This window comes from Vibrio tapetis subsp. quintayensis (assembly GCF_030409945.1).
Taxonomy (GTDB): Bacteria; Pseudomonadota; Gammaproteobacteria; order Enterobacterales; family Vibrionaceae; genus Vibrio; species Vibrio quintayensis.
Map to the genome: position 1 here is coordinate 26,691 of NZ_JAUFQV010000016.1, position 25,744 is coordinate 52,434.

At 43.0% G+C, this 25,744-nt stretch carries 26 protein-coding genes and 1 riboswitch; of the genes, 19 read left to right on the top strand and 7 right to left on the bottom strand.

The window, feature by feature from the left end:
- The first annotated feature begins 961 nt into the window (after positions 1-961).
- From QWZ04_RS07560 to QWZ04_RS07570, 3 genes are all read left to right on the top strand, one after another.
- The gene (locus QWZ04_RS07560) at positions 962-1,567 is read left to right on the top strand and encodes a lysoplasmalogenase family protein (protein WP_290326575.1); all 606 of its coding nucleotides are present in this window, start codon (positions 962-964) and stop codon (positions 1,565-1,567) included.
- A 25-nt stretch (positions 1,568-1,592) separates the two neighbouring features.
- The gene (locus tag QWZ04_RS07565; RefSeq protein WP_290326578.1) at positions 1,593-1,829 is read left to right on the top strand and encodes a YecH family metal-binding protein; all 237 of its coding nucleotides are present in this window, start codon (positions 1,593-1,595) and stop codon (positions 1,827-1,829) included.
- Between the two features lie 138 nt (positions 1,830-1,967).
- Positions 1,968-2,558 carry a YhgN family NAAT transporter gene (locus tag QWZ04_RS07570; protein WP_290326580.1) on the top strand — a complete coding sequence of 197 codons (591 nt, stop codon included), beginning with the start codon at positions 1,968-1,970 and terminating at the stop codon, positions 2,556-2,558.
- Positions 2,559-2,671: 113 nt separating this feature from the next.
- On the opposite strand, the gene QWZ04_RS07575 is transcribed toward QWZ04_RS07570, so the two are convergent.
- Together QWZ04_RS07575 and rsmD are read right to left on the bottom strand one after the other, a co-directional pair.
- On the bottom strand, positions 2,672-2,938 hold the full coding sequence (locus tag QWZ04_RS07575; RefSeq protein WP_290326582.1) for a DUF1145 domain-containing protein: 267 nt from the start codon (positions 2,936-2,938) through the stop codon (positions 2,672-2,674).
- Positions 2,935-3,534, bottom strand: a complete 600-nt coding sequence (gene rsmD, locus QWZ04_RS07580) for a 16S rRNA (guanine(966)-N(2))-methyltransferase RsmD (protein WP_290326584.1) — start codon at positions 3,532-3,534, stop codon at positions 2,935-2,937. Before rsmD ends, QWZ04_RS07575 begins: the two co-directional genes overlap by 4 nt.
- A 128-nt stretch (positions 3,535-3,662) precedes the next feature.
- On the opposite strand from rsmD, the gene ftsY reads away from it, so the two are divergent.
- The 6 genes from ftsY (at position 3,663) to glpG (ending at position 9,109) form a co-directional block, all read left to right on the top strand.
- Positions 3,663-4,898 (top strand): signal recognition particle-docking protein FtsY, encoded by a 1,236-nt coding sequence (gene ftsY, locus QWZ04_RS07585; RefSeq protein ID WP_290326586.1) that lies wholly within the window; start codon positions 3,663-3,665, stop codon positions 4,896-4,898.
- 10 nt (positions 4,899-4,908) lie between these two features.
- The gene (ftsE, locus tag QWZ04_RS07590; protein WP_290326588.1) at positions 4,909-5,580 is read left to right on the top strand and encodes a cell division ATP-binding protein FtsE; all 672 of its coding nucleotides are present in this window, start codon (positions 4,909-4,911) and stop codon (positions 5,578-5,580) included.
- Complete coding sequence (gene ftsX / locus QWZ04_RS07595; protein WP_290326589.1) at positions 5,573-6,505, top strand: permease-like cell division protein FtsX; 933 nt, start codon at positions 5,573-5,575, stop codon at positions 6,503-6,505. Before ftsE ends, ftsX begins: the two co-directional genes overlap by 8 nt.
- Positions 6,506-6,695: 190 nt before the next feature.
- The gene (rpoH, locus tag QWZ04_RS07600; protein ID WP_102523709.1) at positions 6,696-7,553 is read left to right on the top strand and encodes an RNA polymerase sigma factor RpoH; all 858 of its coding nucleotides are present in this window, start codon (positions 6,696-6,698) and stop codon (positions 7,551-7,553) included.
- 378 nt (positions 7,554-7,931) lie between these two features.
- Positions 7,932-8,255, top strand: coding sequence for a thiosulfate sulfurtransferase GlpE (gene glpE, locus QWZ04_RS07605; protein ID WP_290326594.1), 324 nt, complete (start codon positions 7,932-7,934; stop codon positions 8,253-8,255).
- 8 nt (positions 8,256-8,263) lie between these two features.
- Complete coding sequence (gene glpG / locus QWZ04_RS07610; protein ID WP_290326596.1) at positions 8,264-9,109, top strand: rhomboid family intramembrane serine protease GlpG; 846 nt, start codon at positions 8,264-8,266, stop codon at positions 9,107-9,109.
- Positions 9,110-9,203: 94 nt separating this feature from the next.
- Here glpG and QWZ04_RS07615 read toward each other — a convergent pair whose 3' ends face one another.
- Complete coding sequence (locus QWZ04_RS07615; protein WP_290326598.1) at positions 9,204-9,614, bottom strand: flagellar basal body-associated protein FliL; 411 nt, start codon at positions 9,612-9,614, stop codon at positions 9,204-9,206.
- Positions 9,615-9,758: 144 nt separating this feature from the next.
- Here QWZ04_RS07615 and QWZ04_RS07620 point away from each other — a divergent pair, with 144 nt between their 5' ends.
- Both QWZ04_RS07620 and ubiA read left to right on the top strand, forming a co-directional pair.
- Complete coding sequence (locus QWZ04_RS07620; protein WP_290326601.1) at positions 9,759-10,304, top strand: chorismate lyase; 546 nt, start codon at positions 9,759-9,761, stop codon at positions 10,302-10,304.
- Positions 10,301-11,158 (top strand): 4-hydroxybenzoate octaprenyltransferase, encoded by an 858-nt coding sequence (gene ubiA, locus QWZ04_RS07625; RefSeq protein WP_290326603.1) that lies wholly within the window; start codon positions 10,301-10,303, stop codon positions 11,156-11,158. Before QWZ04_RS07620 ends, ubiA begins: the two co-directional genes overlap by 4 nt.
- Before the next feature lie 160 nt (positions 11,159-11,318).
- Here the strand turns inward: ubiA and plsB are convergent, their stop codons facing one another.
- Entirely contained in the window at positions 11,319-13,748 is a 2,430-nt protein-coding gene (plsB, locus tag QWZ04_RS07630) for a glycerol-3-phosphate 1-O-acyltransferase PlsB (protein ID WP_290326605.1), read from the bottom strand.
- A gap of 293 nt (positions 13,749-14,041) precedes the next feature.
- On the opposite strand from plsB, the gene lexA reads away from it, so the two are divergent.
- The 3 genes from lexA to dinF all read left to right on the top strand — a co-directional run bounded on the left by lexA (position 14,042) and on the right by dinF (position 16,982).
- Entirely contained in the window at positions 14,042-14,656 is a 615-nt protein-coding gene (lexA, locus tag QWZ04_RS07635; protein ID WP_102523715.1) for a transcriptional repressor LexA, read from the top strand.
- 98 nt (positions 14,657-14,754) lie between these two features.
- The gene (locus QWZ04_RS07640) at positions 14,755-15,564 is read left to right on the top strand and encodes a class I SAM-dependent methyltransferase (protein ID WP_290326607.1); all 810 of its coding nucleotides are present in this window, start codon (positions 14,755-14,757) and stop codon (positions 15,562-15,564) included.
- A 74-nt stretch (positions 15,565-15,638) separates the two neighbouring features.
- Positions 15,639-16,982, top strand: coding sequence for an MATE family efflux transporter DinF (dinF, locus tag QWZ04_RS07645; protein WP_290326610.1), 1,344 nt, complete (start codon positions 15,639-15,641; stop codon positions 16,980-16,982).
- A gap of 119 nt (positions 16,983-17,101) precedes the next feature.
- Here dinF and sthA read toward each other — a convergent pair whose 3' ends face one another.
- Positions 17,102-18,502 carry a Si-specific NAD(P)(+) transhydrogenase gene (gene sthA / locus QWZ04_RS07650; RefSeq protein ID WP_290326612.1) on the bottom strand — a complete coding sequence of 467 codons (1,401 nt, stop codon included), beginning with the start codon at positions 18,500-18,502 and terminating at the stop codon, positions 17,102-17,104.
- 280 nt (positions 18,503-18,782) lie between these two features.
- Between sthA and fabR the strand changes: the two genes are divergently transcribed.
- Positions 18,783-19,397: an HTH-type transcriptional repressor FabR gene (gene fabR / locus QWZ04_RS07655; protein WP_102523718.1), complete on the top strand. Its 615-nt coding sequence runs from the start codon at positions 18,783-18,785 to the stop codon at positions 19,395-19,397.
- Positions 19,398-19,413: 16 nt separating this feature from the next.
- Complete coding sequence (locus tag QWZ04_RS07660; protein WP_290326614.1) at positions 19,414-19,785, top strand: YijD family membrane protein; 372 nt, start codon at positions 19,414-19,416, stop codon at positions 19,783-19,785.
- Between the two features lie 92 nt (positions 19,786-19,877).
- Here QWZ04_RS07660 and trmA read toward each other — a convergent pair whose 3' ends face one another.
- Complete coding sequence (gene trmA, locus QWZ04_RS07665) at positions 19,878-20,987, bottom strand: tRNA (uridine(54)-C5)-methyltransferase TrmA (RefSeq protein WP_290326616.1); 1,110 nt, start codon at positions 20,985-20,987, stop codon at positions 19,878-19,880.
- Positions 20,988-21,154: 167 nt separating this feature from the next.
- Positions 21,155-21,393: riboswitch (cobalamin riboswitch) on the top strand.
- Positions 21,394-21,459: 66 nt separating this feature from the next.
- Between trmA and btuB the strand changes: the two genes are divergently transcribed.
- From btuB to murI, 3 genes are read left to right on the top strand one after another with little or no spacing between them, the layout of a single operon-like run.
- On the top strand, positions 21,460-23,316 hold the full coding sequence (gene btuB, locus QWZ04_RS07670; RefSeq protein ID WP_290326618.1) for a TonB-dependent vitamin B12 receptor: 1,857 nt from the start codon (positions 21,460-21,462) through the stop codon (positions 23,314-23,316).
- 58 nt (positions 23,317-23,374) lie between these two features.
- Positions 23,375-24,049 (top strand): Dph6-related ATP pyrophosphatase, encoded by a 675-nt coding sequence (locus QWZ04_RS07675; RefSeq protein ID WP_290326620.1) that lies wholly within the window; start codon positions 23,375-23,377, stop codon positions 24,047-24,049.
- 47 nt (positions 24,050-24,096) lie between these two features.
- Positions 24,097-24,897: a glutamate racemase gene (gene murI, locus QWZ04_RS07680; RefSeq protein WP_435433593.1), complete on the top strand. Its 801-nt coding sequence runs from the start codon at positions 24,097-24,099 to the stop codon at positions 24,895-24,897.
- On the opposite strand, the gene QWZ04_RS07685 is transcribed toward murI, so the two are convergent.
- On the bottom strand, positions 24,863-25,321 hold the full coding sequence (locus tag QWZ04_RS07685) for an RNA recognition motif domain-containing protein (RefSeq protein ID WP_290326622.1): 459 nt from the start codon (positions 25,319-25,321) through the stop codon (positions 24,863-24,865). The two genes, murI and QWZ04_RS07685, sit on opposite strands and share 35 nt — an antisense overlap.
- Positions 25,322-25,744: the final 423 nt, after the last annotated feature.

Genomic DNA, 25,744 nt, shown 5'->3' on the forward strand with positions numbered 1-25,744 from the left:
TTTGAATTAGTAGAACAACATATCTTCGCTTTTGGCCAAATCTGAGTGGTTAGTGAACATAAATAAAAAAAGGGACGCATTAAGCGTCCCTTTTTTTAAAAAGGTCTTTTGTGATGTGACTAGTACATCATCGGCAGTGTCATTAAACCAACTACTACCGCAATCATCACAAGTCCTTGTTTTTGAGAGGAAGAAATCATAACACTGCTCCTAAATTCTTTGTTATAAACCGTTGACAAAAAGAATAGCATGGTTTTCGGTCTTTGATCAAGTTATATCTTCTCTGGTCTCCAAAAAAGTAACTTTAATCGCTCCTAATCGGCGATTTTACGTCAAGTTTGTGTCATGTTTTGATTGTTTAATTATCAGGCTTGTATCACAAATCGTTATTTTACTTCCGTTAAGTTGCTAATAAATAAGTGTTATTTGTCCATTTTTCACTGTTCATTATTTGTAATATTTAAAATGATCGGTTTTGGCTTCTGAGTAGGGCTAATGGCAATAAAACGCTGTTTGTTTTTAAGTTAGGAAGTGTTTTCTTGGTAAAGTTAGGGTTGATAGCAGAAAATTGTCATTTTTGAATCGATTTCTGTCTTGTGAGCGATGTCAGTGGTGGTAGGGTGTTGGATGAGGTCTAAAATGATTTTTGTTGTGTTAAGTTATTGTTTTTATTTGATATGATTTTTATTTTTTACTATTTGGTTCTCCCTTGGCAACCGATTGCTTTTGTGCGGTCTTTGCCTGTGCGTAACTGGGGTAGTTCCTAGGTAACCTGAACAACGAAACTATATCGAAGCTCCATTTCGGGCGTGTTGCCTGTCATTATTCGGTATTGTTTTGAATCTGGACCATATCCTTACTGAGATCCAATTATTCGGTTTTGTTGCTGGACTTAAGTTTTGCCAACACTAAACTGTGCAAATTACTAAATAAGCATGACCATTTAGTGGGGTATACATTAGTGGGAATATCAAGTTTGATTTCTACATCAACTAGCCAGGTATCGGCCTCGAGCTTGACTCGATTTCGTTTAAGCAGCATTGCTTTGTTATTCAGCCTGCTGATATTTTTCGAACCATTTTCCACGACAAATGTGTGGATGCTGTTGGGGTTGGGGTTGTTGGCTATGAGCGAAATGTGCAATGCATTTTTGCCAGGTAAGAACACAATCTCTTTCACTATCGCGATGTTTGCTTTTACGTGCTTGAGTAAATTCTATTGGCTACAATTGCACAGTGAGATTGTTTGGTGGTTACCTGCTTTATTGGTTGCGACAGGCGTTATCTTATTGTTGTTGTTTTTACCTTTACTTGATTCGCTTATTTTCCCTGCCACCATCATGGGGGCTATACTGCTTCAGTTATCATGGGCCTCTGGTGAGGTTTGGTTAACGGAAAGCAGTTCATTAAGTTTGGCAGGCTTTGTTGCTTGTCTTATCATGCTGGTTTCCAAATTATTGTTTGCGATTCATCATTGCCGTAGGCCGTTTAAATACGGTGAAGTAATGATTTCTGGCCTATACGTCTTTTCTTTGACGTTAATGGCGTGCGCAGCAATGATGGCTTAACTTTTTATCTAGGAGCCTAGTGCTTATGTCGAATTCAACCCATGGCCATGAAGTGATGGAACTTCTGTGTGATAATACGCTGACTCATGAGAAGCTACAGCAAGAAGTGGACTTTCGTTTTGGTGAATCAATGCGCTTTCATACGTGCAGCCAACAAGGTCTTACTTTGGCGCAATTGATGACGTTCTTAATCAGTAAAGAAAAAGTCGTTGAAGTTGAAATGGGTCTGACTCTGAATCAAGCAAAAGTTTGCCATCACTAATTCAAGCTTACTTAATACTTTGAGCACTGTGCTTTAAGTTATCTAAATATCCAAAAGAAATGCGACAACCACTCTAGCGATTATAATCATTAGAGTGGTTGTTTTATTTATGCGCCTAACAAAGTGTAGAGAGTTAAAATGGAAATAATTTCCGCAGCGGTGATGTTATTTTTGATCATGGATCCGCTTGGCAATTTGCCAGTACTGCTATCGATCTTGAAACATCTTGAGCCGAAAAGGCGTCGTATCGTCTTGGTGAGGGAGTTGATTTTTGCTCTGATCATTTTGATGTTATTTCTCTTTGCTGGGCAAAGCATTCTTAACTTTCTTCATGTACAGCCTGAAACGTTGAGTATCTCCGGCGGTATCATTTTGTTCATCATCGCCATAAAAATGATTTTTCCGCAACCTGGTGGTGTGACTGGCCTGGCTGCAGGTGAAGAGCCTTATATTGTGCCTATTGCGATTCCAATGATTGCGGGACCATCGGTGATTGCATCTTTACTCCTGTTATCAAATCAGCAGCCAGATCGGATGATGGACTGGTCGTTGGCTGTGTTGTTAGCTTGGGGAGCAAGCTTCCTGATTTTGATGTTTTACGACTTCTTCCATAAGTTACTGGGGGAGCGAGGGTTGCGAGCTGTAGAGCGTTTAATGGGGCTGCTGTTGGTGATCATCTCCATTCAAATGCTGCTCAATGGCGTGAGCAGTTATTTTAAGCTCGCTTAAGCCAAATGTTCGCTATTTAGTTTGTTAGGTTGAGTACAAAAAAAGAGCCCAAAATGCGATTTGCTTTTGGGCTCTTTTTTGTATCTGATGTTTGTATTGATTCAATACTTGGATTAGGTCATGTATTTTCTGCGAATATCCAGCATGGCAAAAATACCAAAAATGAGTATTGACCACTTTTCCCAACTGGTCATTTTTACTTTGTCACCAAATGCACCAAGGAAAATCAGCATTTGAAGCGCGTGCATAAACAGTAAGAACCCCGTCATGATGTACAGTGCAATGGCCGCATTGCCTGGAAATGGGTGGAATATGTTCACTAACAGTACAAACCAGACAAAAGCGATGGCGGCTTTTGCTAATATCAGCAGAATTTTCATTGAGCTTCCCTTTCAAATAAACGGTAACTGACTTGCCCAGCAGTTTTTTCTCTATGGGCGTGCCAGTGTGGTGGTAGTGAATCGATGACGAGTGCTTTTTCTGTCTCGATATAAATCATAGCATTTGGTGCTAACCAGCCATTTTGCTCTAAAAGTATGATAACTTCGCTCAATAGGCCTTTGTGGAAAGGTGGATCGATAAAAACCACATCGTATGCTTCGCCCTGTTTGGCTAAGTACTGCAATGTGTCCGTTTTTATCACTTCGATATTATCCGCTTTTAATGCTTGGCAGTTATCGCATAATTGTTGGTATGCCGTTGGGTTTAATTCCAACATGGTGACGTGCTCTGCTTGGCGAGAGGCCGATTCAAAGCCCAAGCCACCGGAGCCAGCAAAGAGATCTAAGCACTTAGCATGTGGAATGTCTTGCGCAAGCCAATTAAAAAGCGTTTCTTTGACGCGATCTGTCGTTGGTCTCAATCCTTGTGCATCATGAACAGGAAGTTTTCGGCCACGCCATAAGCCGCTAATGATGCGAACAACACCAGTAGAGTTTTTATTTTGTGATGGGTTTTGCTGACGACGTCTTTGCATAGATTTTTTGACCGCAAATAAAGTGATAGTATAGATAAGTTTTGTACCGCTAAAGTGTACCAGAAAAGTTTTCTCAGTTTGTTGCTCAAGTTATTGAGCGACTAATAAAGTAATGTTTAGGATTTTCGATGACAGAAAAGAAAAAGCGCGGATTGTTGTCTTGGCTTGGTTTTGGTGATGAAGACCAAACCAACAAAAAAGAATCAACGCAAGAAATCAATCAAGAAGCCGAAAAAGCGGCAGAAGCCATTGACGCGGAAATTGACGCAGCCTCTACCGATGTTGCTCCTACAGCAAAAGAGAGCGTTGAATCTCCAGTAGAAACGGTTGATGAAGTAACCGAACAAGTAAATCTGGCGGCCGAAGCAGAACTTGAATCAGAAACTGCAGAGCCAGAGCCAGAGCCAGAGCCAGAGCGGATACAAGAGCAAGAAAAGCCAATGGAAAGCTTTTTTACTCGTTTAAAGCGCAGCTTAAGCCGTACCAAAGAAAATATTGGCGCTGGTTTTTTTGGCTTATTCAAAGATAAAAAAATCGATGATGACCTATTTGAAGAGCTTGAAGAGCAATTGCTGATTGCTGATGTGGGCATGGATACCACGGTTAAGATCATCAACAACCTAACAGAGAAAGCGAACCATCGTGATCTTAAAGATGGTGAGGCACTCTACGGCTTACTTAAAGAAGAAATGGCAGACATCCTTAGCCATGTAGAAAAACCGCTTGAAGTGGATACCAGCAAAACACCTTACGTTATTCTGATGGTAGGCGTAAATGGTGTGGGTAAAACCACAACAATTGGTAAGCTGGCAAAACAATTCCAGGGCCAAGGCAAAAAAGTCATGTTGGCGGCAGGCGATACTTTCCGTGCCGCTGCGGTTGAGCAATTACAGGTTTGGGGTGAAAGAAACCAAGTTCCCGTGATTGCGCAGCATACTGGTGCCGACAGTGCATCTGTTATCTATGATGCAATAGAAGCAGCAAAAGCTCGAGGCGTTGACGTTGTTATCGCAGATACCGCAGGTCGCTTGCAAAATAAGAGCAACTTGATGGAAGAGCTGAAAAAAATTGTTCGAGTGATGAAGAAAATTGACGGCTCGGCGCCTCATGAGATCATGCTGACGCTGGACGCTGGTACTGGGCAAAATGCGATAAGCCAAGCGAAATTGTTCAGCGATGTCGCACCGATTACCGGCATTACCTTGTCTAAACTGGATGGCACAGCCAAAGGCGGCGTGATCTTTGCGATTGCTGATCAATTCCAGATTCCAATTCGCTATATTGGTGTGGGCGAGGGGATTGAAGATCTTCGTCCATTCGTCGCTCAGGATTTTGTCGACGCATTGTTCAGTCGCGAAGAGTAAGGGTTTCATCGTGATCAATTTTCAGCAAGTCAGCAAGGCATATCGTGGTGGCCGTCAAGCCTTACAAAAAGTGGACTTTCACTTACGACGTGGTGAAATGGCATTTCTTGGTGGGCACTCCGGTGCGGGAAAAAGTACCTTGCTGAAATTAATTTGCGCCATCGAGCGTCCGACCGATGGCAAAATAAGCTTCAATGGTCACGATATTACGCGGATCAGCGGTAAAGATATTCCATTCTTAAGACGCAACATTGGAATCGTATTCCAAGATCACTGCTTGTTAATGGATCGCTCTGTTTATGACAATGTGGCTCTACCTATGCGTATTGAGTCGGTATCTGAAAATGAAATCAAACGTCGTGTGTCTGCAGCGCTTGATAAAACAGGGCTGCTGGATAAAGCGCGTTGCTTACCGAACCAACTGTCTGGTGGTGAACAGCAACGAGTAGGGATCGCAAGGGCCGTCGTCAATCGCCCAACGTTGCTACTCGCCGATGAGCCCACGGGCAATTTAGATCAAGAACTGTCAAACCGTGCATTGAGCCTATTTGATGAGTTCAATCGAGCAGGTGTATCGGTCTTATTTGCAACCCATGATGTCGATTTAATGAATACTCGTCCGCACGTTCGTCGTTTAGAGCTCAACCAAGGCTTTTTGAGTGAGGTATCCAGTAATGGGTAATAAAAACAAGCCTAAGAAAGATGGGTTTTTATCAGCTCATATCAAACAAGCTAAACGCTCACTGTATGAATTAACGCAAAGGCCACTCGGGAACTTACTCACACTTGCCGTGATTTCAGTTGCGTTAACACTTCCAGCATGCCTGTATTTAGTCGGTAAAAACCTCAGTGTGGCAGCAGACAGCATGAGTGCGTCTTCGCAAATTAATGTGTTTTTGGTCGAACAGACTCCAGAGGCGCGTATCATGGTCATGAAAGATGAAGTCGAGGGTTGGAGTGAAATTCAGCAAGTCGAATACATCTCTTCGCAACAAGGCCTTGAAGACATGAGTGAGCACGCAGGCCTTGAGCAAGCGTTGTCGATATTAAGTGACTACGCTTTACCTGCTGTGTTGGTGATTACTCCGACGACCGATCAGAAAACCGATTTGCGACTACTTACCACCAAATTGCAGTCTCTGCCTGTGGTAACCGACGTGCGTATGGATGAAGATTGGTTGGAACGCATCAGTGCGATCAAACATGTCGCTATGGGGTTAGCCATAGCACTTGGTATACTGATGCTGGGAGCCGTGTTCCTTATTGTTGGAAATACACTTCGCTTCAACATCATGGAACATAAAGAAGAAATCAAAGTGATGAAGCTAATCGGTGCGACCGATGGCTTCATTTTACGCCCATACTTATATACAGGTATGTGGTTCGGTGGATTAAGTGCCATATCAGCGTGGATTTTAACGGCCGCTGTGACTATCTTATTAAACGGTGCGGTAGAAGACTTAGCAAACTTATACGATAGCCCGTTTAGGTTGATTGGTATGAACTGGGACGAAACGGTCGTTTTATTACTGATTGGAACATTATTGGGATTGATTGCCGCAAAACTGTCAACTCAGCGTCATCTAAAAGAAATTGAACCAGTCTAAGATCTTTAGGTCAAAAGTGGTGCTTGCGTCTCATAGGTAACATGTTTGTTACTTGAATGAATCGAGTATCTATGGATAATATGCATCCCTTTCTTGAAAGCTGTTCATTTTCAGTTCAAGATAGATGGGGTAGATTACATATTCGCTTTACAGTTAAAGAACAGTTAAAAAGAATCAAACGAGGAATTGAATGGCAAAGGCAGCGTATCCAATGGCTCTAGTGACACAAGATAGCTTAGACAGCTACATTCGTTCAGCAAATAGCTACCCAATGCTAAAAGTTGAAGAAGAACGTGAACTGGCCGAAAGATTACACTACAAAGGCGAAATCGATGCTGCAAAGGGGTTAATCCTTTCACATCTTCGATTTGTCGTTCATGTTGCTCGTGGATATTCAGGCTACGGTTTACCACTGGCTGACTTAGTTCAGGAAGGTAATATCGGCTTGATGAAAGCGGTAAAGCGCTTTAATCCTGAAGTCGGTGTTCGCTTGGTTTCCTTTGCTGTGCATTGGATCAAAGCTGAAATCCATGAATACGTGTTACGCAACTGGCGCATCGTGAAAATTGCGACAACCAAAGCGCAACGTAAACTGTTCTTCAACCTTCGTAAGAATAAAAAACGCCTTGGTTGGTTTAATAACGGTGAAGTTGAAACGGTAGCAAGAGAACTTGGTGTTGAGCCTTCAGAGGTTCGTGAAATGGAATCTCGTTTGGCGGCTCAAGATGCCGCGTTTGAAATGCCAACAGAAGACGATGATTCAAGTGCGGCTTATTCTGCGCCAGTTTTATACTTGGAAGATAAGCAATCAGACATCGCCGACAATATTGAAGCGGATAATTGGGAAAAACACACCAACAACCGTTTAAGCAGTGCTCTTTCTACATTGGATGATCGTAGCCAGCATATTGTTCGCTCGCGTTGGTTGAATGATCAGAAGTCGACGTTACAAGAATTGGCTGACGCTTACGGCGTATCTGCTGAGCGAATTCGACAATTAGAAAAGAACGCAATGAAGAAGCTTAAATTGGCCGTTGGCGAATTTTAAATACTTCAAATAAGAATACCAAAGCCGAGATCATTTGATCTCGGCTTTTTTATTATCAGATGATCTTAGAGATAGAAAATATTGTGGATAAGTCTGTGGGGTAATTATTATTGATAAAGGGTAGAACCGCCTATAACGGGGCATTGCGCCTAAGTAGCGGATGGGGATACTTTTTGATTTACACACAGATAAACAAAGATCATTACTACATGTAGTGGATCTAAGATCCTAAACCTACTTTATCAACGCAATCCACAGTTTTATCCACAAATGGCTAACTTTTGCACAGCCTTATGACTGGATAACTTCGCCATTCACGTTCAGCCTCTGGATACGTTACAATAGTCGTCACTTATATGAATGAGATTAGAGATTAAGATGGAAACTTTTCAGCACATTGATGTAACCGCGGCATACAAGCTAATGAACAAAAATAATGCCGTACTGGTGGATATTCGAGACCATCAATCTTTCACGTTATCTCATCCTGAAAATGCCTTTCAATTGACCAATGAATCCATGGCAACATTTATGGCCGAGCATGACTTTGAACAGCCTGTTTTGGTGCTTTGCTATCGTGGCATCAGTAGCCAAGGAGCTGCTGAGTACCTCATTAATCAAGGTTATGATGAAGTGTACAGCGTTGATGGCGGTTTTGATGCGTGGCAGAAGCAGAAACTTCCGGTAGTGAGCCTAGCCTAGGAGACAGTATGATTCGACTGATAGCGATTAATAACCCAAGAGTTGCTCAAGCCTTTATTGATTATATGGCGTCTAGGCAAATCGATATCGATATGATGCCTGAAGGTGAGGGTAATTTTGGATTGTGGCTTAAAGACAGCCAGCATCAAGTTGAAGCCGAATCTGAATTAACGCAATTTTTGAATGACCCTAGCGCCAGTAAATACCAAGCAGCGTCTTGGGATATGGCAGAAAGTCGAACTAGCCAGTTTAACTACCCAATGCCAAGCTTTTTAGCCATGATAAAAAGCAAAGCTGGGCCTGTTACTTTATTCGTAATGCTGGTTGCGATTGTGGTTTATGGCTTACTGCAGTTTAGTAGTGCTCGCGCGGTATTGGATTTATTGCATTTTCCGGCTTACGAGAGCCAAAAATATGAACTTTGGCGCTGGGTATCTCACGCCATTTTACATTTTTCGGCAACTCATATTGTATTTAACTTACTCTGGTGGTGGCAGTTTGGCGGAGACATAGAGCAACGGATAGGCAGTGGAAAGCTAATACAGATATTTTTGGTATCCGCCGCGCTTTCTGGTGCAGGGCAGTACTGGGTTGAAGGCGCTAATTTTGGTGGCTTGTCTGGGGTTGTTTATGCGCTGATGGGTTATTTGTGGATGCTGACGGTTAAAGCACCTCAAAAAGGTTTAGTCATTCAAAAGCCAATTATTGGCTTTATGTTAGTTTGGCTAGTGTTGGGGTATGTACAGCCTTTCATGGCAATTGCCAATACGGCTCATCTTGTCGGCTTACTGTCGGGAGTAGGGCTTGGGTTGTTTGATGCTCAGCGTTTTAACTCTCAGAGTACGCACTCATAGTGTAAAAGCTAAATACCAAAATAAAATCATTAAAAAAGACGACATGAAGTCGTCTTTTTGTTAATTGAAGCTTGTTGGGATGCTATAGACCAGGCTATTGGTATAAATACTTAGTAAACAACAAGTCTGCAATAAGCGTCTTTCCGGTCTCAGCCAATAATATTTCATTTAGCTGGTCGATCATTTTCTTTCTCAGTTCTTCACGGCCAGAAAGAGACTTAACGACGTCTTCAGTTTGTCTGCCTAACATATCTACCACCGCATCACGAATAAGGGGGTTATGTTGTTCTAGTAGTGGAACAAATGTTGTGTCGTTTACCATAATATCAATGCGAACTTGCAAGTAACCCAGTTTTTTGCCACTGGTATGAAAGTTGGTCGTGAGATCCGGTTGCAATGTGTAGTAAGCGAATTTAGGTCCGGTAGCTTCTTCTTCGGCCATGCTAGGAAAAGAAATGAAGGCGATAAAAACGAGTAAAATTTTAGCGAGCAATTGTCGATACATAATTGTGTCTTTTGTTTGTGCCAATGACGACATTCGAATAGGATTTGTCTGTTACAATAGTGAGTCAACAGTGACAAAATTGAAAGAAAATTCTCTTAAATAGTACGTTATTGTAAACCAGATCGTGATGAATAGAATATTGGTATGGATGAGTTGAAATCGTTGTACTTTACCGCCCTTAAAAAAGTGAAGTGGCAGCCGCCTGAGACATTTTCGTTTGAAGATGAAAAATCACGCTTGTGGTTATTAGAAGAGGGGTCGCTTTCACGCCTTTTGGCAAAAGAATGCAATAAATTGAGTGTGAATTTACTGAAAAATGAAACCATCAGTCACGCTCAAATATCCGAACACGAACGGGGTTGTTTGGTTAAGGAAGATTGTTTACTGCGAGAAGTTATTTTATCTGGTGACGAACATGAATGGGTGCTTGGTCGAACGCTTATTCCATTGTCTTCATTGGAAGGTCAGCAGCATGATCTGACTCGCCAAGGCGATATTCCATTAGGTTTAACTGTGTTTAATGCTGAGTACGTTAAGCGAGACGAGTTGGAAGTTGGTTGGGCTGAGTTACCGGATGGCCGCCTGCTCGCTCGACGTTCACGATTATGGATGAACCATAAACCCATGTTAGTGGCAGAGTTATTTTTGCCAAATTCTCCTATGTATTCTTGTTCGGTGGTAATGAAATGACAATGGCGAAGGCGCGTGCATACCTTCAGTTAATGAGGCTTGATAGGCCAATTGGTACTTTGTTATTAATGTGGCCAACGCTATGGGCGTTACTACTGTCGGCTGGTGGGCTCCCAAAGATTGATGTATTAGCCGTGTTTGTTGCCGGTGTGTTTTTAATGCGCTCGGCTGGTTGTGTGATAAATGATTACGCCGATCGTAATTTCGATGGTCATGTTGAGCGTACGAAAGCACGTCCGTTGCCTTCTGGTTTGGTTTCAAGTAAAGAAGCATTGATCTTATTTGTGGTGCTTGCGTTGCTCTCTTTTGTGTTGGTGCTGAGCATGAATACGCTCACCATTCAGCTATCATTTGCGGGTATTGTACTTGCGTTTATCTACCCATTCATGAAACGCTTTACTCATTTGCCGCAGTTATTTTTGGGGCTTGCGTTTAGTTGGGCGATCCCGATGGCTTGGGCGGCGCAATCAAATGCGTTGCCGCCACAAGTGTGGCTAGTCTTTTTGATTAATGCGTTGTGGACGATAGCTTACGATACACAATATGCGATGGTAGATAGAGACGATGACTTGAACATTGGCATTAAGTCGACCGCCATCTTATTTGGCCGTTCGGATAAGCTCATTATCGGTCTGTTGCAACTGGCCGTGATTGTCTTGCTGATTGTACTTGGAGGCTGGATGTCTCTGGGCAGTGGTTTTTATTGGGGAGTTCTCGTCGCCGCCGCTCTTTTTGTTTATCAACAACATCAAATTCGTAGTCGCGAACGTCAGCCATGCTTTCAGGCATTCTTGAATAATAACCACGTCGGAATGGCCATTACACTTGGTATTCTAGTGAGCTTTTGGTGGTAATTGATTAAGCGTTTCTGGCACTAGTCATTACTCAGTACGGATAAAAAAAGCGACCTCATCATGAGGTCGCTTTTGTGTTTTACAGGCTAAATACTTTGGTTAAGCTAGTTACCTTAGTCGATTCAAGCTTTTGAAGTCAGTTGAGAGTTCAGACTCGCGTCTACTTCTCATTATCTAAATGAATACTCTCTTGAATCGTTAGCTTCACTTCAGTCGAAACCAGTGCAGAAAGCATGTCAGCCAATTGCTGAGATTTTTCTAGATCACAGCCACCCTCTTTATTGACGTATCCTTCTTGTTTGAGTGTACTAAACAGTGCAGAGAATACCCCTTTGTCGAAGAACTCCGGTGCGTTCACACCATGAAGTTGACCTAGACGTTGAGCAACGAGTTGGCTTTTGAGTTCTAAGTCCGCTTTACCTAAATCAGGTTCTGCAACTAACTGACAAACTGCAATAGAATAACGCTGTAGCGTTTCTAGTATGGTGCGAGAAAGTAACATCAACGATTGGATGTGGGCTTGGTTCAGGCTGATGTTTTGATCGACTTTAGTGACTAAGCCCTGAGTCGATAACTCATCAATGGTTTTGCTGACGACATCATCAATATCTTGTGGCTCATAACGCAAGAACAGCTCTTTTTTCAAGAACGGATAAAGCGTAGTAACGGCACGTTGAATTTCGGTAATGGTCAGGGTTTGATGTTGGATCACCATCTGAGCAATCAGCGACGGGATCGCAAACAAATGAATAATGTTATTTCGGTAGTAAGTCATCAATATCGATTGCTGACGGTCTAGAGAAATAATGTCACCCATACTGTCGGCTTCTATTACAAACTTGTCGAGCGATTCCGCATGCTTAACCAACTCCGATGCCGTCTTGTTGGGCAAGGTCGAGGTTTCGGAATACGGAACATTCTTGAGCAGAGATAGGTAGCAATCAATTTGAGCAACCAAAGTGTCGCGAGATAATGCACGCTGTCGTGATGCTAATAATGCGGTAGCGCAAAGCGTCAGTGCATTGGCGGCCGCAGCATCGTTAATGTGCGTCATCATTTTATCTGCAAGTGAAGTCACCACTGGGTTCATCCATTGTGGTTTTTGCGTTTCTACAGGGTGAATGTCATTAGTCCAATTTGGCGCATGCTCATTCAAGTACTGATTTAGCTGAATGGGCTCACCAAAGTTCACGTAACCTTGGCCAAAATTGCGTAACTTACGAATGGTTCGAATGACAAGGCTCGCGTTTTCTTTTTCTTTGCGCTTGCCACGTAACTCTTTAGCGTAAGTCGACACTTCCATTACGTGTTCGTAACCAATGTAGACGGGAACTAACGTTACGGGACGATTCAATCCACGAAGCATGGCTTGAATAGTCATTGCCAGCATGCCGGTTTTTGCTTGCAGTAATCGGCCAGTACGAGATCGACCGCCTTCACTGAAGTATTCAACCGAGTACCCTTTAGCGAACAACTCAGCTAAGTATTCACGGAAGATGGTGGAATACAGTTTATTGCCTTTGAAACTACGGCGAATAAAGAACGCACCACCACGGCGGAAGATAGGGCCTGCAGGGAAAAAGTTTAAGTTTATGCCTGCTGCAATATGCGGTGGCACCATACCCTCACGATAGAGCACGTAAGATAATAGCAAGTAGTCCATGTGACTGCGGTGACAAGGCACGTAAACAATTTCATGGCCATCTTGTGCCAGTTTACGTACGGTCGAGGCGTTGCTGATGTTTAAGCCTTGGTAAATACGATTCCAAAGCCAACCAAGAATTCGCTCACCATTTTTAATCAGTGAGTAAGAGAAATTTGCAGCGACTTCATCCATGATGGACTGCGCTTCTTTTTGCGCTTTCTCTATGCTGATATCTTTGCTTTTTGCTTCTTCTTCAATGGCCTTTTTGATGGCTTCTGATTTTAACAGGCGATCAAATAAAACCTGGCGATTCGGCAAGCTTGGGCCTGAGGCCGCAATTTTTTGACGAGAGAAGTGAATACGAGCAACACGCGTTAGCTTATGCGCAATGCCTTTATCAACGCCATGATTATCCGCCATGTAACGCAAAGAGACGACAGGGCTAAAACGAACCAAACAGTCACGACCAGCAAAGGCGATGGCCGCCATTTTTTGTAGGCCGTTCATCGCTTCAAGGTAGGGTTTTTGCTTCTCTTCTTTTCCTGGCTTTCTTCCCCACATCACGGTAATAGGCAACACTTGAATGTCTAAGTCGTTGTCTTGGCCGTGGAGCTGTAATAAGTCTGAAAATAGTTCGATGGACTCGTGTGGGGCGTCACTGTCACTTTGCAGTAATGTTGGGCGAGAAGTAATAAACACAAAGCGCCCAAATGCTTTACCGTTTATCTCTAGTGGAGATAGCGGGTCAGGTAATCCAAACTCCGATGCGTATTTTTGCAGTGTGACTAAATCCACATTAGAGCGGAATGGCAATGCGTATACGATAGGCTTGGTAATATCGATGCCTAGGTCGGTAACCGGATTCGAAGGGATCGTGGTGCCTTTTACCAAAACGGCCAACGGCAGTTTCAGTAGTGAGCGGGAAAAAGTGTCTCCAGAAGACATAACAATAACTGCCTCAGCGGTGTGTAAATTTTGCTTTAACGTTTCAAACGCTATTGCATCACTAGATTTTGCGCTGCAAGGATATCAGAAACTGGTCTAACCTTTTATCAATAATGCGCAAAAACTGATCTGTTTGTTGTGACGTTAAAGGTCGACTCATTAAGAATAGGAGCAAAGCGTGACTTAGGCGGCTCTATGAATTCAAAATGCGTTAAAAAATAAACAATTGTGTTTGATCTATTGCTGTTACTGGATATACTCACAGTTAACTGTATAAACAGACAGGTGACCTAATGAAGCCTTTAACGGCGCGACAACAACAAGTCTTCGAGCTTATTAAAGATAAGATCGAAGTATCAGGAATGCCTCCAACGCGAGCAGAAATCGCGAAAGAGTTAGGTTTTCGCTCCGCTAATGCGGCAGAAGAGCACCTAAAAGCACTGGCTCGTAAGGAAGTGATTGAAATTATTCCTGGCGCTTCTCGTGGTATTCGAATTTTGCTAGAAGATCAATCCGAAAGCGGCTTGCCATTAATTGGCCAAGTGGCTGCGGGTGAACCTATTTTGGCGCAAGAGCACGTAGAGACTCACTATCAAGTAGATCCATCGATGTTTAAGCCTCAAGCCGACTTTTTACTACGAGTTAATGGCATGAGTATGAAAGACATCGGTATTATGGACGGCGATTTACTTGCAGTACACAAGACTGAAGACGTGCGCGATGGCCAAGTTGTCGTTGCTCGTGTTGACGATGACGTAACGGTAAAACGTCTAGAGCGTAAAGGAGCGACGGTTCTATTGCATGCTGAAAACGAAGAGTTCGAACCGATTAAAGTTGACTTAACGTCTCAACACCTTGCTATTGAAGGTATCGCTGTTGGGATCATTCGCAGCGGCGATTGGATGTAACCTGGTTTAAGAAAATAAATCAGGGCAAGAGTTAATCGCTTCTTGCAAAGTTAAATGATAGTCATTATCATCTTTATAGTATTATAGGGAAGATGATAATGACACAATTGAAATCCCCTCCTAAAGCGCAGTACCAGATCCCTAAACACCTATTGCAACCTATGTGGCTTAGAAGCCGAGAAAGCATGGTTGATGGTGGTTTGGTGTTTGATCCTATTGCTGCAAATGCTTGTCGTCGTTGTCATCTCGCTCCAGATTGTTTGGCCGGAGATATCGACCAACAGCAACTTCTTCATGCTTCTCTTACTCAACTATGCGACGATGCCGTCCGCAATTTTCTTCACCGCCACCCCGATGCATGGGTGCTCAATGTTGGCGCTGGATTGGATACCCGATTCTACCGATTAGACAATGGCCGCTGTCATTGGTTGGAGTTGGACATCAGTGAAAACCTGCTGTGGCGGCAAAGGCTGTTTCATCCAAGTGAACGTTACCAACTTCGTTGTGGCAGTGTGACTCAGACCGAATGGCTTGATGAGCTAGCCATTCCTGAAGATGCACCCGTCTTGATTGTGTCGGATCACGCATTGCTCAATTGCAGTGAATCCGAAATTGGAAAATTTATGTGCATGCTTGCAAGGCGCTTCATTCATGCTCAAAGCTGCTTTGTTGTCTCTGGAGATAAAACGCAATCTTGGCTGGGTAAAAAGTTGGGGACAACGGAATATCAGCACGGTTTCGTCAATCCCGCCGAGCGTTTTGGTAAATGGTTACCCTGGTCTCAATGGATAAAAGTACAATCGCCAGTAGAAGGGCATTGCATGCGCTGGAAGATGTGGCAAAGATGGCTTGCTAAAATGCCAACTAGTCACAGTTATACGCCTCTTGTCTTGCAAATGCGTTGGTGATCGCACCTAACATAGGGTGATTGCAACTGACATAGATAGTGGTTAACCTCATTAGATCTACTGATGAGGTTAACGTGAACAAATCCCTTTTATCATCCCTTTCGAATCTGTCGCTTCATAAGCAAGTACTCTTACTTGCTATTCCTATGGTGCTATCTAACATTACTGTGCCCCTATTGGGTTTGGTGGATGCCGCGGTGATTGGCCATTTAGAGCATTCTTGGTATTTAGGTGGTGTCGCATTAGGTGGCACTATGGTCAGTGTGACATTCTGGTTGCTTGGCTTTTTACGTATGGCGACAACAGGGCTTACCGCACAAGCTTACGGTGCAAAAAGCAAAGAAAAACTTGCACTGGTGGGTATGCAAGGCATGCTGATGGCAATGATCTTTGCGCTGATATTTCTAATATTTCACCAACCGATCGCTCACGGAATCTTTGCGTTAAGTGATGCCAGTGAGCAGGTAAAGACATATGGATTGCAATACTTCAGCATAAGGGCTTGGAGTGCCCCAGCGGCGCTAGGTAATTTTGTCATTCTAGGCTGGTTACTCGGGACTCAAAATGCAAAAGGTCCAATGTGGATTGTTATTATTTCCAACCTAGTGAATATCCTACTTGATGTTGTTTTTGTCCTCGGTTTTGATTGGAAGGTGGAAGGGGCTGCGTTAGCGTCAGTTATTGCCGATTATTCGGCGCTGTCTCTTGGCTTTTTCTTTGTATGGCGTACATGGCGACGATTAGAGCTGCCTTCTCCGCTACAGCATCGTTCAGGGGTGACTCAAGGTTTGGCTAGATTCGTAAAACTGAATCGGGATATCTTTTTACGCTCATTATGTTTACAAGCTGCCTTTAGCTTCATGACCTTCCAAGGTGCGAGCTTTGGTGACGATACCGTTGCGGCTAATGCGGTATTGATGAGTTTCTTGATGATCATTTCGTATGGCATGGACGGATTCGCCTATGCGATGGAAGCGATGGTGGGCAAAGCCATTGGTGCAAAGAATCGTGAAGCGTTGTCAGAAACACTGATAGGAACAACCTTTTGGAGTTTAGTGATCACTATGATCCTAACGCTCATTTTCTGGCTGTTTGGCCACAACTTGATCGCGTTGATCACGAGTATCGATATTGTCCAACATGAAGCTGCCCGCTATTTGCCTTGGTTAATCGCCATGCCGTTAGTGTCTATGTGGTGTTTTTTACTTGATGGTATTTTTATTGGTGCAACGAAAGGACGAGAAATGAGAAACAGCATGTTTGTGGCGTCTGGTGCGTTCTTTGTTGCTTTCTTTGCATTTGAGCATATGGGTAATCATGCGTTGTGGATAGCCATGCTCAGTTTTATGGCAATGCGTGGCATTGGCTTAGGCGTGTTGTTCTTCCATCAATGGCGATCTAATACGTTTTTAGTGTAAGTATGTTAACAAGCGTGAAACTGTATTTTCGTTCTGGTGACGGTTAAATGGCTACAAATTAAAAGGAGTACCGATAGCGATCGGTACTCCTTTTTTAGTTCGCTTCAGTGTCCAGTGCGTTAAAACAAGCGGTTTAAGCCATTTAACGCCGCAACACGATAAGCTTCAGCCATGGTGGGATAGTTAAAGGTGGTTTGAACGAAATATTCAATGGTATTCGCTTTGCCTTTTTGTTCCATGATGGCCTGGCCAATGTGAATGATTTCAGCGGCCCTTTCACCAAAGCAGTGGATGCCAAGGATTTCTTTTGTTTCTCGATGGAACAATATTTTCAATGAACCAAGGTCTTTACCTGCAATTTGAGCACGAGCAAGGTGTTTGAATGAAGAGCGACCCACCTCATATGGTATCTTGGCTGCAGTGAGTTCTTGTTCTGTTTTACCAACGGAGCTGATTTCTGGAATCGTGTAGATACCTGTTGGAATGTCTTCAATCAAGTAATTGTAAGCTTCACCTTGAGTGGTTATCGCTTGTGCGACAAATCGGCCTTGATCGTAAGCTGCGCTGGCAAGGCTTGGGTAGCCGATAACATCACCTACTGCATAAATGTGTTCGCACGCAGTTTGGTAGTTATTATTTACGTTAAGCTGCCCGCGTGAATCGGCTTTTAGACCAGCGGCTTCCACATTGAGCTTGTCGGTATTCCCCGTTCGTCCATTGGCATAAAGAATACAGTCTGCTCGCATCTTTTTACCAGACTCTAGGTGCACGACGACCCCGTCTTCTGTGGGTTCTATCTTTTCGTAAGTTTCGTCATTGCGAATGATCACACCACTGTTCCAGAAGTGATAAGAAAGCGCATCGGAGGTTTCGTTATCAAGGAAAGAAAGCAGTCGGTCACGGGTGTTGATGAGATCGGTTTTAACACCTAAACCACGGAAAATTGAAGCGTATTCACAACCAATAACCCCCGCACCATAAATGATGATGTGTCTAGGGTCATGTTCCAGAGACAGAATTGAATCACTGTCATAGACGCGAGGGTGGTTGAAATCGACATCTGCGGGTTGATAAGGACGAGATCCTGTCGCAATAACGAACTTGTCGGCTGTGTAGTGGTCTACACTTCCATCAGCTTGTGTAACAGCAACAGTATGTGCGTCGATAAATTTGGCAGCACCGAAAATTAATTGGCATTCATTGCGGTCATAAAAACCTTGGCGCATTCGAGTTTGTTTGTCTATTACGCTCTTAGCATGATCCAAAATGGTTGAAAATGTAGCGTGGAGGCTACTGTTGTTATGGCAGAAAAGTGGGTTGTTATTGAATTCAATGATGCGACTAACTGCGTGGCGCAATGCTTTTGAAGGTATGGTGCCCCAATGGGTACAACCACCACCAACATTTGGTTCACGTTCGATGATCGCAACATTGAGCCCGGCTTTGGTGAGGCCCATAGCAGCACCTTCGCCCCCTGGGCCACTGCCAATTACAATTGCGTCAAAGTGAGTCGAGGTCATAGTTCTGCCTTTTGCTTAGTGCTTAACAATATATTATCTTTATCTTAACCTATTCCTTTGATGGATAAATGTTTGTGCTATCAGACAGTGGAAGGGATCACGTTGCTTCTGCAATAGAAATTGTGAAGTGGCTAATAACTCCTACTGTTGAATCAGCAATTCTTACAAAAATCCGTAAAGTAGTCGTTGCCTACAAATGGACAGCCGTTACTTTCACGGTATAGTAATTGGATGCGCGACAGTGCGTGTGCAAAATTACTAAAGACAAAGTAGAAAATTCATGGGAATCCGAGCTCAACAAAAAGAAAAAACTCGCCGTTCATTGATCGACGCGGCCTTTCGACAGCTAAGTGCCGATCGAAGCTTTTCAAATTTAAGCTTGCGTGAAGTGGCCAGAGAAGCGGGAATTGCTCCAACTTCTTTTTATCGTCACTTTAAAGACATGGATGAACTGGGTTTAACGATGGTCGACGAAGGAGGCCTTTTGTTACGCCAACTAATGCGCCAAGCAAGGCAGCGCATTGTAAGAGAAGGTAGTGTTATTCGGACTTCAGTGGAAACATTTATGGAGTTCATTGAAAGTAGCCCTAACGTATTTCGTTTATTGCTGCGTGAGCGCTCAGGTACATCCGCGGCTTTCCGTGCAGCAGTTGCTCGTGAGATGCAGCACTTCGCCGCCGAATTAACAGAATATTTGGTGTCAACGGGCATGGCTCGAGAAGAAGCGATTGTTCAGGCTGAAGCGTCCGTAACGTTAGTATTCAGTTCTGGGGCGGAATCACTAGATTTAGACTCAGAATCAAGAAAGGAACAAGTTGAGCGCTTAGTCGTTCAACTAAGAATTATTGCAAAAGGTGCATTTTTGTACCGAAAAGAACGTGAATCAACTAAATAGTAAGGCAGGTGAAACAATGTCTAATGAAGCAACTCAAAAAGACTTCGGCTCAGAAAAGAAAACGCTACTTTTAGCTTTGGTAGCAGGTATGTGTGGTAACGCGTTACTGGCAGGATTAACGGTTAGCGAAGTGTCGTTTTCTATTTTTCCTCTTATTGCTTTGGTTTTGGCTCTTCAAAGCTTGTACCAAGAGTACTTACGTAACCCAGTTGCAGAAGAAATCCCTCTCGTGGGTCTAGGTTGCTTCTTCGTAGGTGCATTTGGTTACTCAGCATTTTTAAAAGCTCAGTACCCTGAAACAGGGTCAAACTTCTTTGCCATTCTGGTGACTTTGACGCTGATGCTTTGGATTGGTAAAAAGCTAGGTTACATTGTTAAACAAGGCTAGCCGTGTAAACAAGCTTAGCTAAACAAACAGCAAGAATGAAAAAAGCCGCTATCACTAGCGGCTTTTTGACATCTGCTTTTTGCGTTTTTAGTCTATGCTTTTCGTTCTAAAAATACGCCAGCTTCCATGTGGTGCGTATATGGGAACTGATCAAATAAAGCAAAGCGGGTGATATTGTGGGTCTCACCAAGTACGTCTAAGTTTTCTTTTAGTGTTTCAGGGTTACAAGAGATGTACATAATACGCTCGTATCCTTGCACCATTCTACAGGTGTCAATGTCCATACCAGAACGTGGTGGATCAACAAAGATGGTATTGCAGTTGTAGCTGCTTAAATCGATGTTCTGTTGCTTCAAGCGGCGGAACTCTCGTTTACCTTCCATTGCTTGAGTAAAGTCTTCTGCAGACATACGTACGATCTGTACGTTCTCGATTTTATTGGCTGCAATGTTGAACTGTGCTGAGTCAACCGATGGCTTTGCCAATTCAGTCGCCAGAACGCGTTCAAAGTTTTGTGCCAGAGCCAATGAGAAGTTGCCGTTTCCACAGTACAACTCAAGTAAATCACCTTGGCTGTCTTGGGTGCAATCGACAGCCCACTCCAACATTTTCTGAGCAACGATGCCATTAGGTTGAGTAAAGCTGTTTTCTACTTGTTGGTAGATGTAGCTGTCACCATTTACGTTGAGCTTTTCAATCACGTAATCTTTATCGAGTACGATTTTCATTTTACGAGCACGGCCAATCAAATTTAAATTGAAGCCTTCGTCGTTAAGGCGCTGTTTTAGTGCTTTAGCATCGGCGATCCAAGCGTCATCCAATTGGCGGTGATAAAGTAGTGACACAAGGATCTCACCACTTAATGTTGATAAGAAATCCACTTGGAATAGTTTATGACGCAGTGTCGGGTTGCCTTTCATTGCATCAATGATCAGTGGCATTAAGTCATTAATAAGACGACTTGCTGCTGGGAACTGATCAACGCGATACTTTTCCTTGGTTTCTTGATTGAACATGGCGTAGTACATGTCGTCACCGTCATGCCAAACACGAAATTCAGCGCGCATGCGATAATGTTGCTCTGGTGATTCGAAAACTTCTAATTCAGGCACGTTATAAGGTGCAAACATCTGCGTAAGACGTTCGGTTTTCTCTTCCAGTTGCTCGCGGTAGCGGTCTGGGTTCACATCAAGTGTTGCCATGAGGTCATGCCTATTGGTTTCTAGAAACAAGGAGCGCAGATTTTATTCAATCCACTTCGTTTGTCCAGTTTTGCGTGATTTTAGTGTCTAAATTCAACATATAGACGGGGACAGTTAACATAATAGCTTATAGCAATAACATCTAGACAACAGACACTGGTCACACTACTATCCGTACCCATGCTGGTGGCCTATCGATGAACATTGTTTCAATGCTTCAGATTGTGAGCCTGAAAAGGGAATCTGGTGAAAATCCAGAACTGACGCGCAGCGGTAATAGAGAACGAATACCTTGGGTAAGACCCGAACACTGTTTAGCTTGCTAAGTGGGAAGTGAGGTACTAGGCGCTTATAGTTTATAGGCATGCTCTTAAGTCCGAATATCTGCCAGTAATAAACACCTAATGTACCTATACAAAAACAATTAACGGGCATTGGGTGAGGATTTCTCGCGAATTTAGGACTTAAAATAATGAACAAAACAGTTTTAGCGGCCGCAGTGGCGTCGCTGATGACGCACATCCCAGCATCTTTCGCACAAGAAGCGGCAGATTCCACTTCAAAATCTCAAGCTCAAGAAACCATGGTCGTGACCGCGAACCGTTTTGAGCAGTCGACAAGTACGGTATTAGCCCCAGTTAATGTCGTCACGCGTGAAGAAATAGAGCAGATACAAGCCAAAAGTTTGCCGGAAATTTTAAGAAGATTACCGGGTGTTGAAATTGCGCAAAACGGTGGTCGTGGACAGTACTCCAGTATTTATGTCCGTGGTACCTCTTCAGACCAAGTACTTGTGCTTATTGATGGTGTGCGTATGGCTAAGTCATCAACTGGCGCTGTAGATTTTAATCAGATTCCCGTGATGCAGATAGAGCGTATTGAGTATGTTCGCGGAGCGCGAGCTGCAATGTATGGCTCAGAAGCAATTGGTGGTGTTATCAACATCATTACTTATTCAAAAAATGGCGAGGTGGGTTCATCGTCGTTGAGTGTCGGTGTGGGAAGTAAGAGCCAAGATGCTAACGTAATGACAGCGTTTGAAACGTCGGAAGCTGGAAAGCTGAAGCTGACCGCCGGATACGAAAAAGACGAAGGTTATAATGTTTACCCTGTTGCAGGAGTAAACGATGGAGAAAAGCATGGATTTTCTTCGTATAACGGTTCTCTTGGATACGATCACAAGATAAATGAAACCTTCACGGCATCAGCCTTTGTTCGAGCCTACCGTAACAACTACCAATACAACGATAGTAAGACTGTCCGCCAAACAGCTGAGTCAGAGATTGATAGCAAAGTTTATGGTGGTTCGGTGCAGTTTAAAGAAGACAAGTTAAGCTCGATACTGACTTATACGCATGAACTCACGCTTTCACGAACGTTCAATCCTCATAATCCAAGTTCGGCCGATAAGTATCAGAACCAATATAAGCAAGACAATATCAGTTGGATTAACGGCTACGCAATTAGTGAAAGTACGCAACTTTCGGGTGGATTGGATTGGCGTAAAGATTCCCACGAAGATACGAAGAAAGCTGATTCCCTATTAACACGAAAGAATGCCGGTGTTTTTGGGGTTATCTCTACTAAGCAAGGTATAGCGACTGCTGAAGTATCGGCTCGTTTGGATGATAACGAAGCATATGGACGTAATACAACTTACAATGCTGGCCTAGGGATCGATATTACAGATAACGTACAAATATTTGGTTCATATGGAACGGCGTTTAAAGCACCAACATTATCTCAGCAGAACGGTTCAGCCTGGGCTGATCCTAATCCAGATCTTAAACCTGAGAGTTCCCAAAATTATGAGCTTGGTGCTCGTGGTACGGTAAGTGCTATTAAGTGGGCAGTTACTGGTTATGATATTAAGATTGATGATCTGATTACTTATACTTCTCGCTCTGCTCCTCAAAAGGCTATCTATACTAATGTAGAAGGTATATCTCGAATTAAAGGTGTAGAACTTGAGCTTGGGTTTGATACTGGAATCATCTCTCATAATATGAGTGCCGATTTCAAAGATCCGAAGGATAGTAAGGGTGAACAACTATCTAGAAGAGCAAAACAGAACTTTAAATGGCATGCATTTGCTAATTTCGGTGATGTCGATGTGTCAGCTAGCTACCTTTATTATGGAGACCGACCTGATGGTAGTAATACTCTTCAGGCATATGATTTAGTTGATATCGCTGCTACTTATTGGGTTCAAAGTGATTTAGCTATCAGAGGTCGAATTGATAACCTGTTCAATGAAGTATATGAAACTGCTAAAGGTTACCCAGCACCTGAGCGTTCTGTTTACTTGAATATGACTTACCAATTCTAATTCAACCTAGAATATCAAAACCGCCTACGGGCGGTTTTTTCCTAAATGGAGGTACCAAATGACCAAACCAAAAAGAGTGATTGTGAGCTGGTCATCAGGTAAAGACTCAACATTAACGCTGATCAAGTTACTAGAAGATCCGTGTTATCAGGTTATTGGGTTATACACCACTTATGTTGGTAACGAAGTCCCCTTTCAAGTAACACCCATTGATGTCGTTGCAATGCAGGCTAAACTGACTGGCTTACCATTGATCACTATCGAATTACCTGAAGTCTTCCCGTCTAACGAGATCTACCAAACCAGCGTTGTTGAAGGTCTAAAACATTCAGGACTTGATATAGAAGCCGTCGCATTCGGTGACATGTTCTGCAATGGCATTGTGGAATACCGAAAGAGCTATATAGAAAAAGCGGGTTGGAAATGTGTATTTCCATTGTTAGGAATAGATAGCCAGCAACTCGCGAATGAAATCATAGATAGAAACATTAAAACCTTTCTCGTTACGACGGACAATGAGCGGTTACATAGGAGTTTCTGCGGGCAATGGTATAGCAAAACACTTCTTGAAGAATTACCGAATGAAGTTGACCCTTGCGGTGAAAATGGTGAATTTCACACATTAGTTACCAGCGCACCGTGTTTCGATGGCCATTTGAATGTTGTCTTCAATAACCTAGATTCTGGTGAACGCTTTACTCACCAAAGATACACGGCAAAGATTGGCGAATAGATAGTGAAGCAGTATGATTAGCTCGAATATTAAGAGCGAGTATAAAAGTGGCCACTCAAGATAGTAAAACTGTATTGGTGTTTGATTCAGGCGTTGGAGGGATTTCTGTTCATCAGGAGTTGTCGCAACTGCTTCCTCAGCTTAATTACGTCTATTTATTTGATAATGCGGCTTATCCATACGGTGAACTAAACCAAACTATATTGATTGAACGAGTTTTGAAGCTTGTCTGTGAGTTTGTTCGAGAGCATAAAGTCGATATTGTGGTTATTGCTTGTAATACCGCGAGCACAATCGTACTGCCTCATTTGCGTCGTGAGCTCTCTGTTCCGGTGGTTGGTGTTGTACCTGCAATTAAACCTGCATCTCTTCTTTCTTCAAAGTGCATTGGTGTCATTGCTACTCCAGCAACGGTGACTCGACAATATACCCATGATCTAATTAAGAACTTTTCCGCGAATAAACCCGTCAAACTTGTAGGTTCGACAAGGCTGGTGGATCTAGCTGAAGAAAAACTCAGAGGAAAAGCCGTCTCTTTAGATGAGCTGAGAGACATTCTTTCTGAACTCCAAGGAACCATTGATGTTGCGGTACTTGGCTGTACTCATTTCCCATTATTAAAAGAAGAAATTGGATTGGTACTAGGGCCTGAAGTTACTTTGATTGATTCGGGTGCTGCAATTGCAAGAAGGGTCGCTGAATTATTAGATATAAAGAGTGGTCGTAAGCAGGAGTTAGGTCATTTGATTTTTTCCAGTGCACCACCCTGGGAGAGTGATGCACTGAATCATGCATTAAAGCAAAGAGGGTTCTCTAAGATTCAGATTCTTCCGACTCTGGATGTTTAGGATCATTCGCAACGCGTACTTTTAAAGTGCGTTCCATATAATCCTTTTCATTTAAGCTAGAGATAATGCTCTTAGTGTCGTTACTGGCTACAACAACAAAGCCAAACCCGCGTCGTTTGCCTGTACGTTTGTCTTTCATTAGACGAACAGCGAACACTTGCCCATATTCTGAAAACAACTGGCGAACGTGAGATTCGTTTGCTTTATAAGGTAAGTTACCTACATATAGCGTTGTGGTGGCAGGTTTATCATCTTGTTCCTTTTTAGAAGAAGATGCAGTAGGAGTTGAGAGTGAGAGAACAAGAGCGCAGGTAAATACACCAATAACAAAAGTTATTGCGGGAGACACTGCAATCTTGGAGAAAGCCACTGCACCGAGTACAGCGAGTGCGATGACAAGTAAGTACGATTTTTTTGAGTTCATATTCGAATACTACATTAGATTGTAAATTAAGAAGACGTATGCACTATTAACAAAATAGACACATGAATCTTACGTTTAACCTCGATGAAATTCCAACCAATTGATGTGATAGCCATCAAATGTTGAAATTTTATTCGATAAACAAGTGATTGGTCTCTTTTTGACCGAACAGAATTAGATTTTAAAAAAAGGGTTGTCATCTTTTTAAAGCTCTCTATAATGCCGCCTCACTGACACGGAATGAGGCGCGAGTCACATTACGAAAGTCAGGGAGAGAAAAAGAAATCGAAAAGAATTCTTGACTCTCAAAATGGGAAGCGTATTATTCGCACCCCTAGCGGCAAGGCTTCAACGCTGAAATCGCTAAGCTCTTTAACAATTTAAACCTATCAATCTGTGTGGGCACTCGTTGATGATAATCAA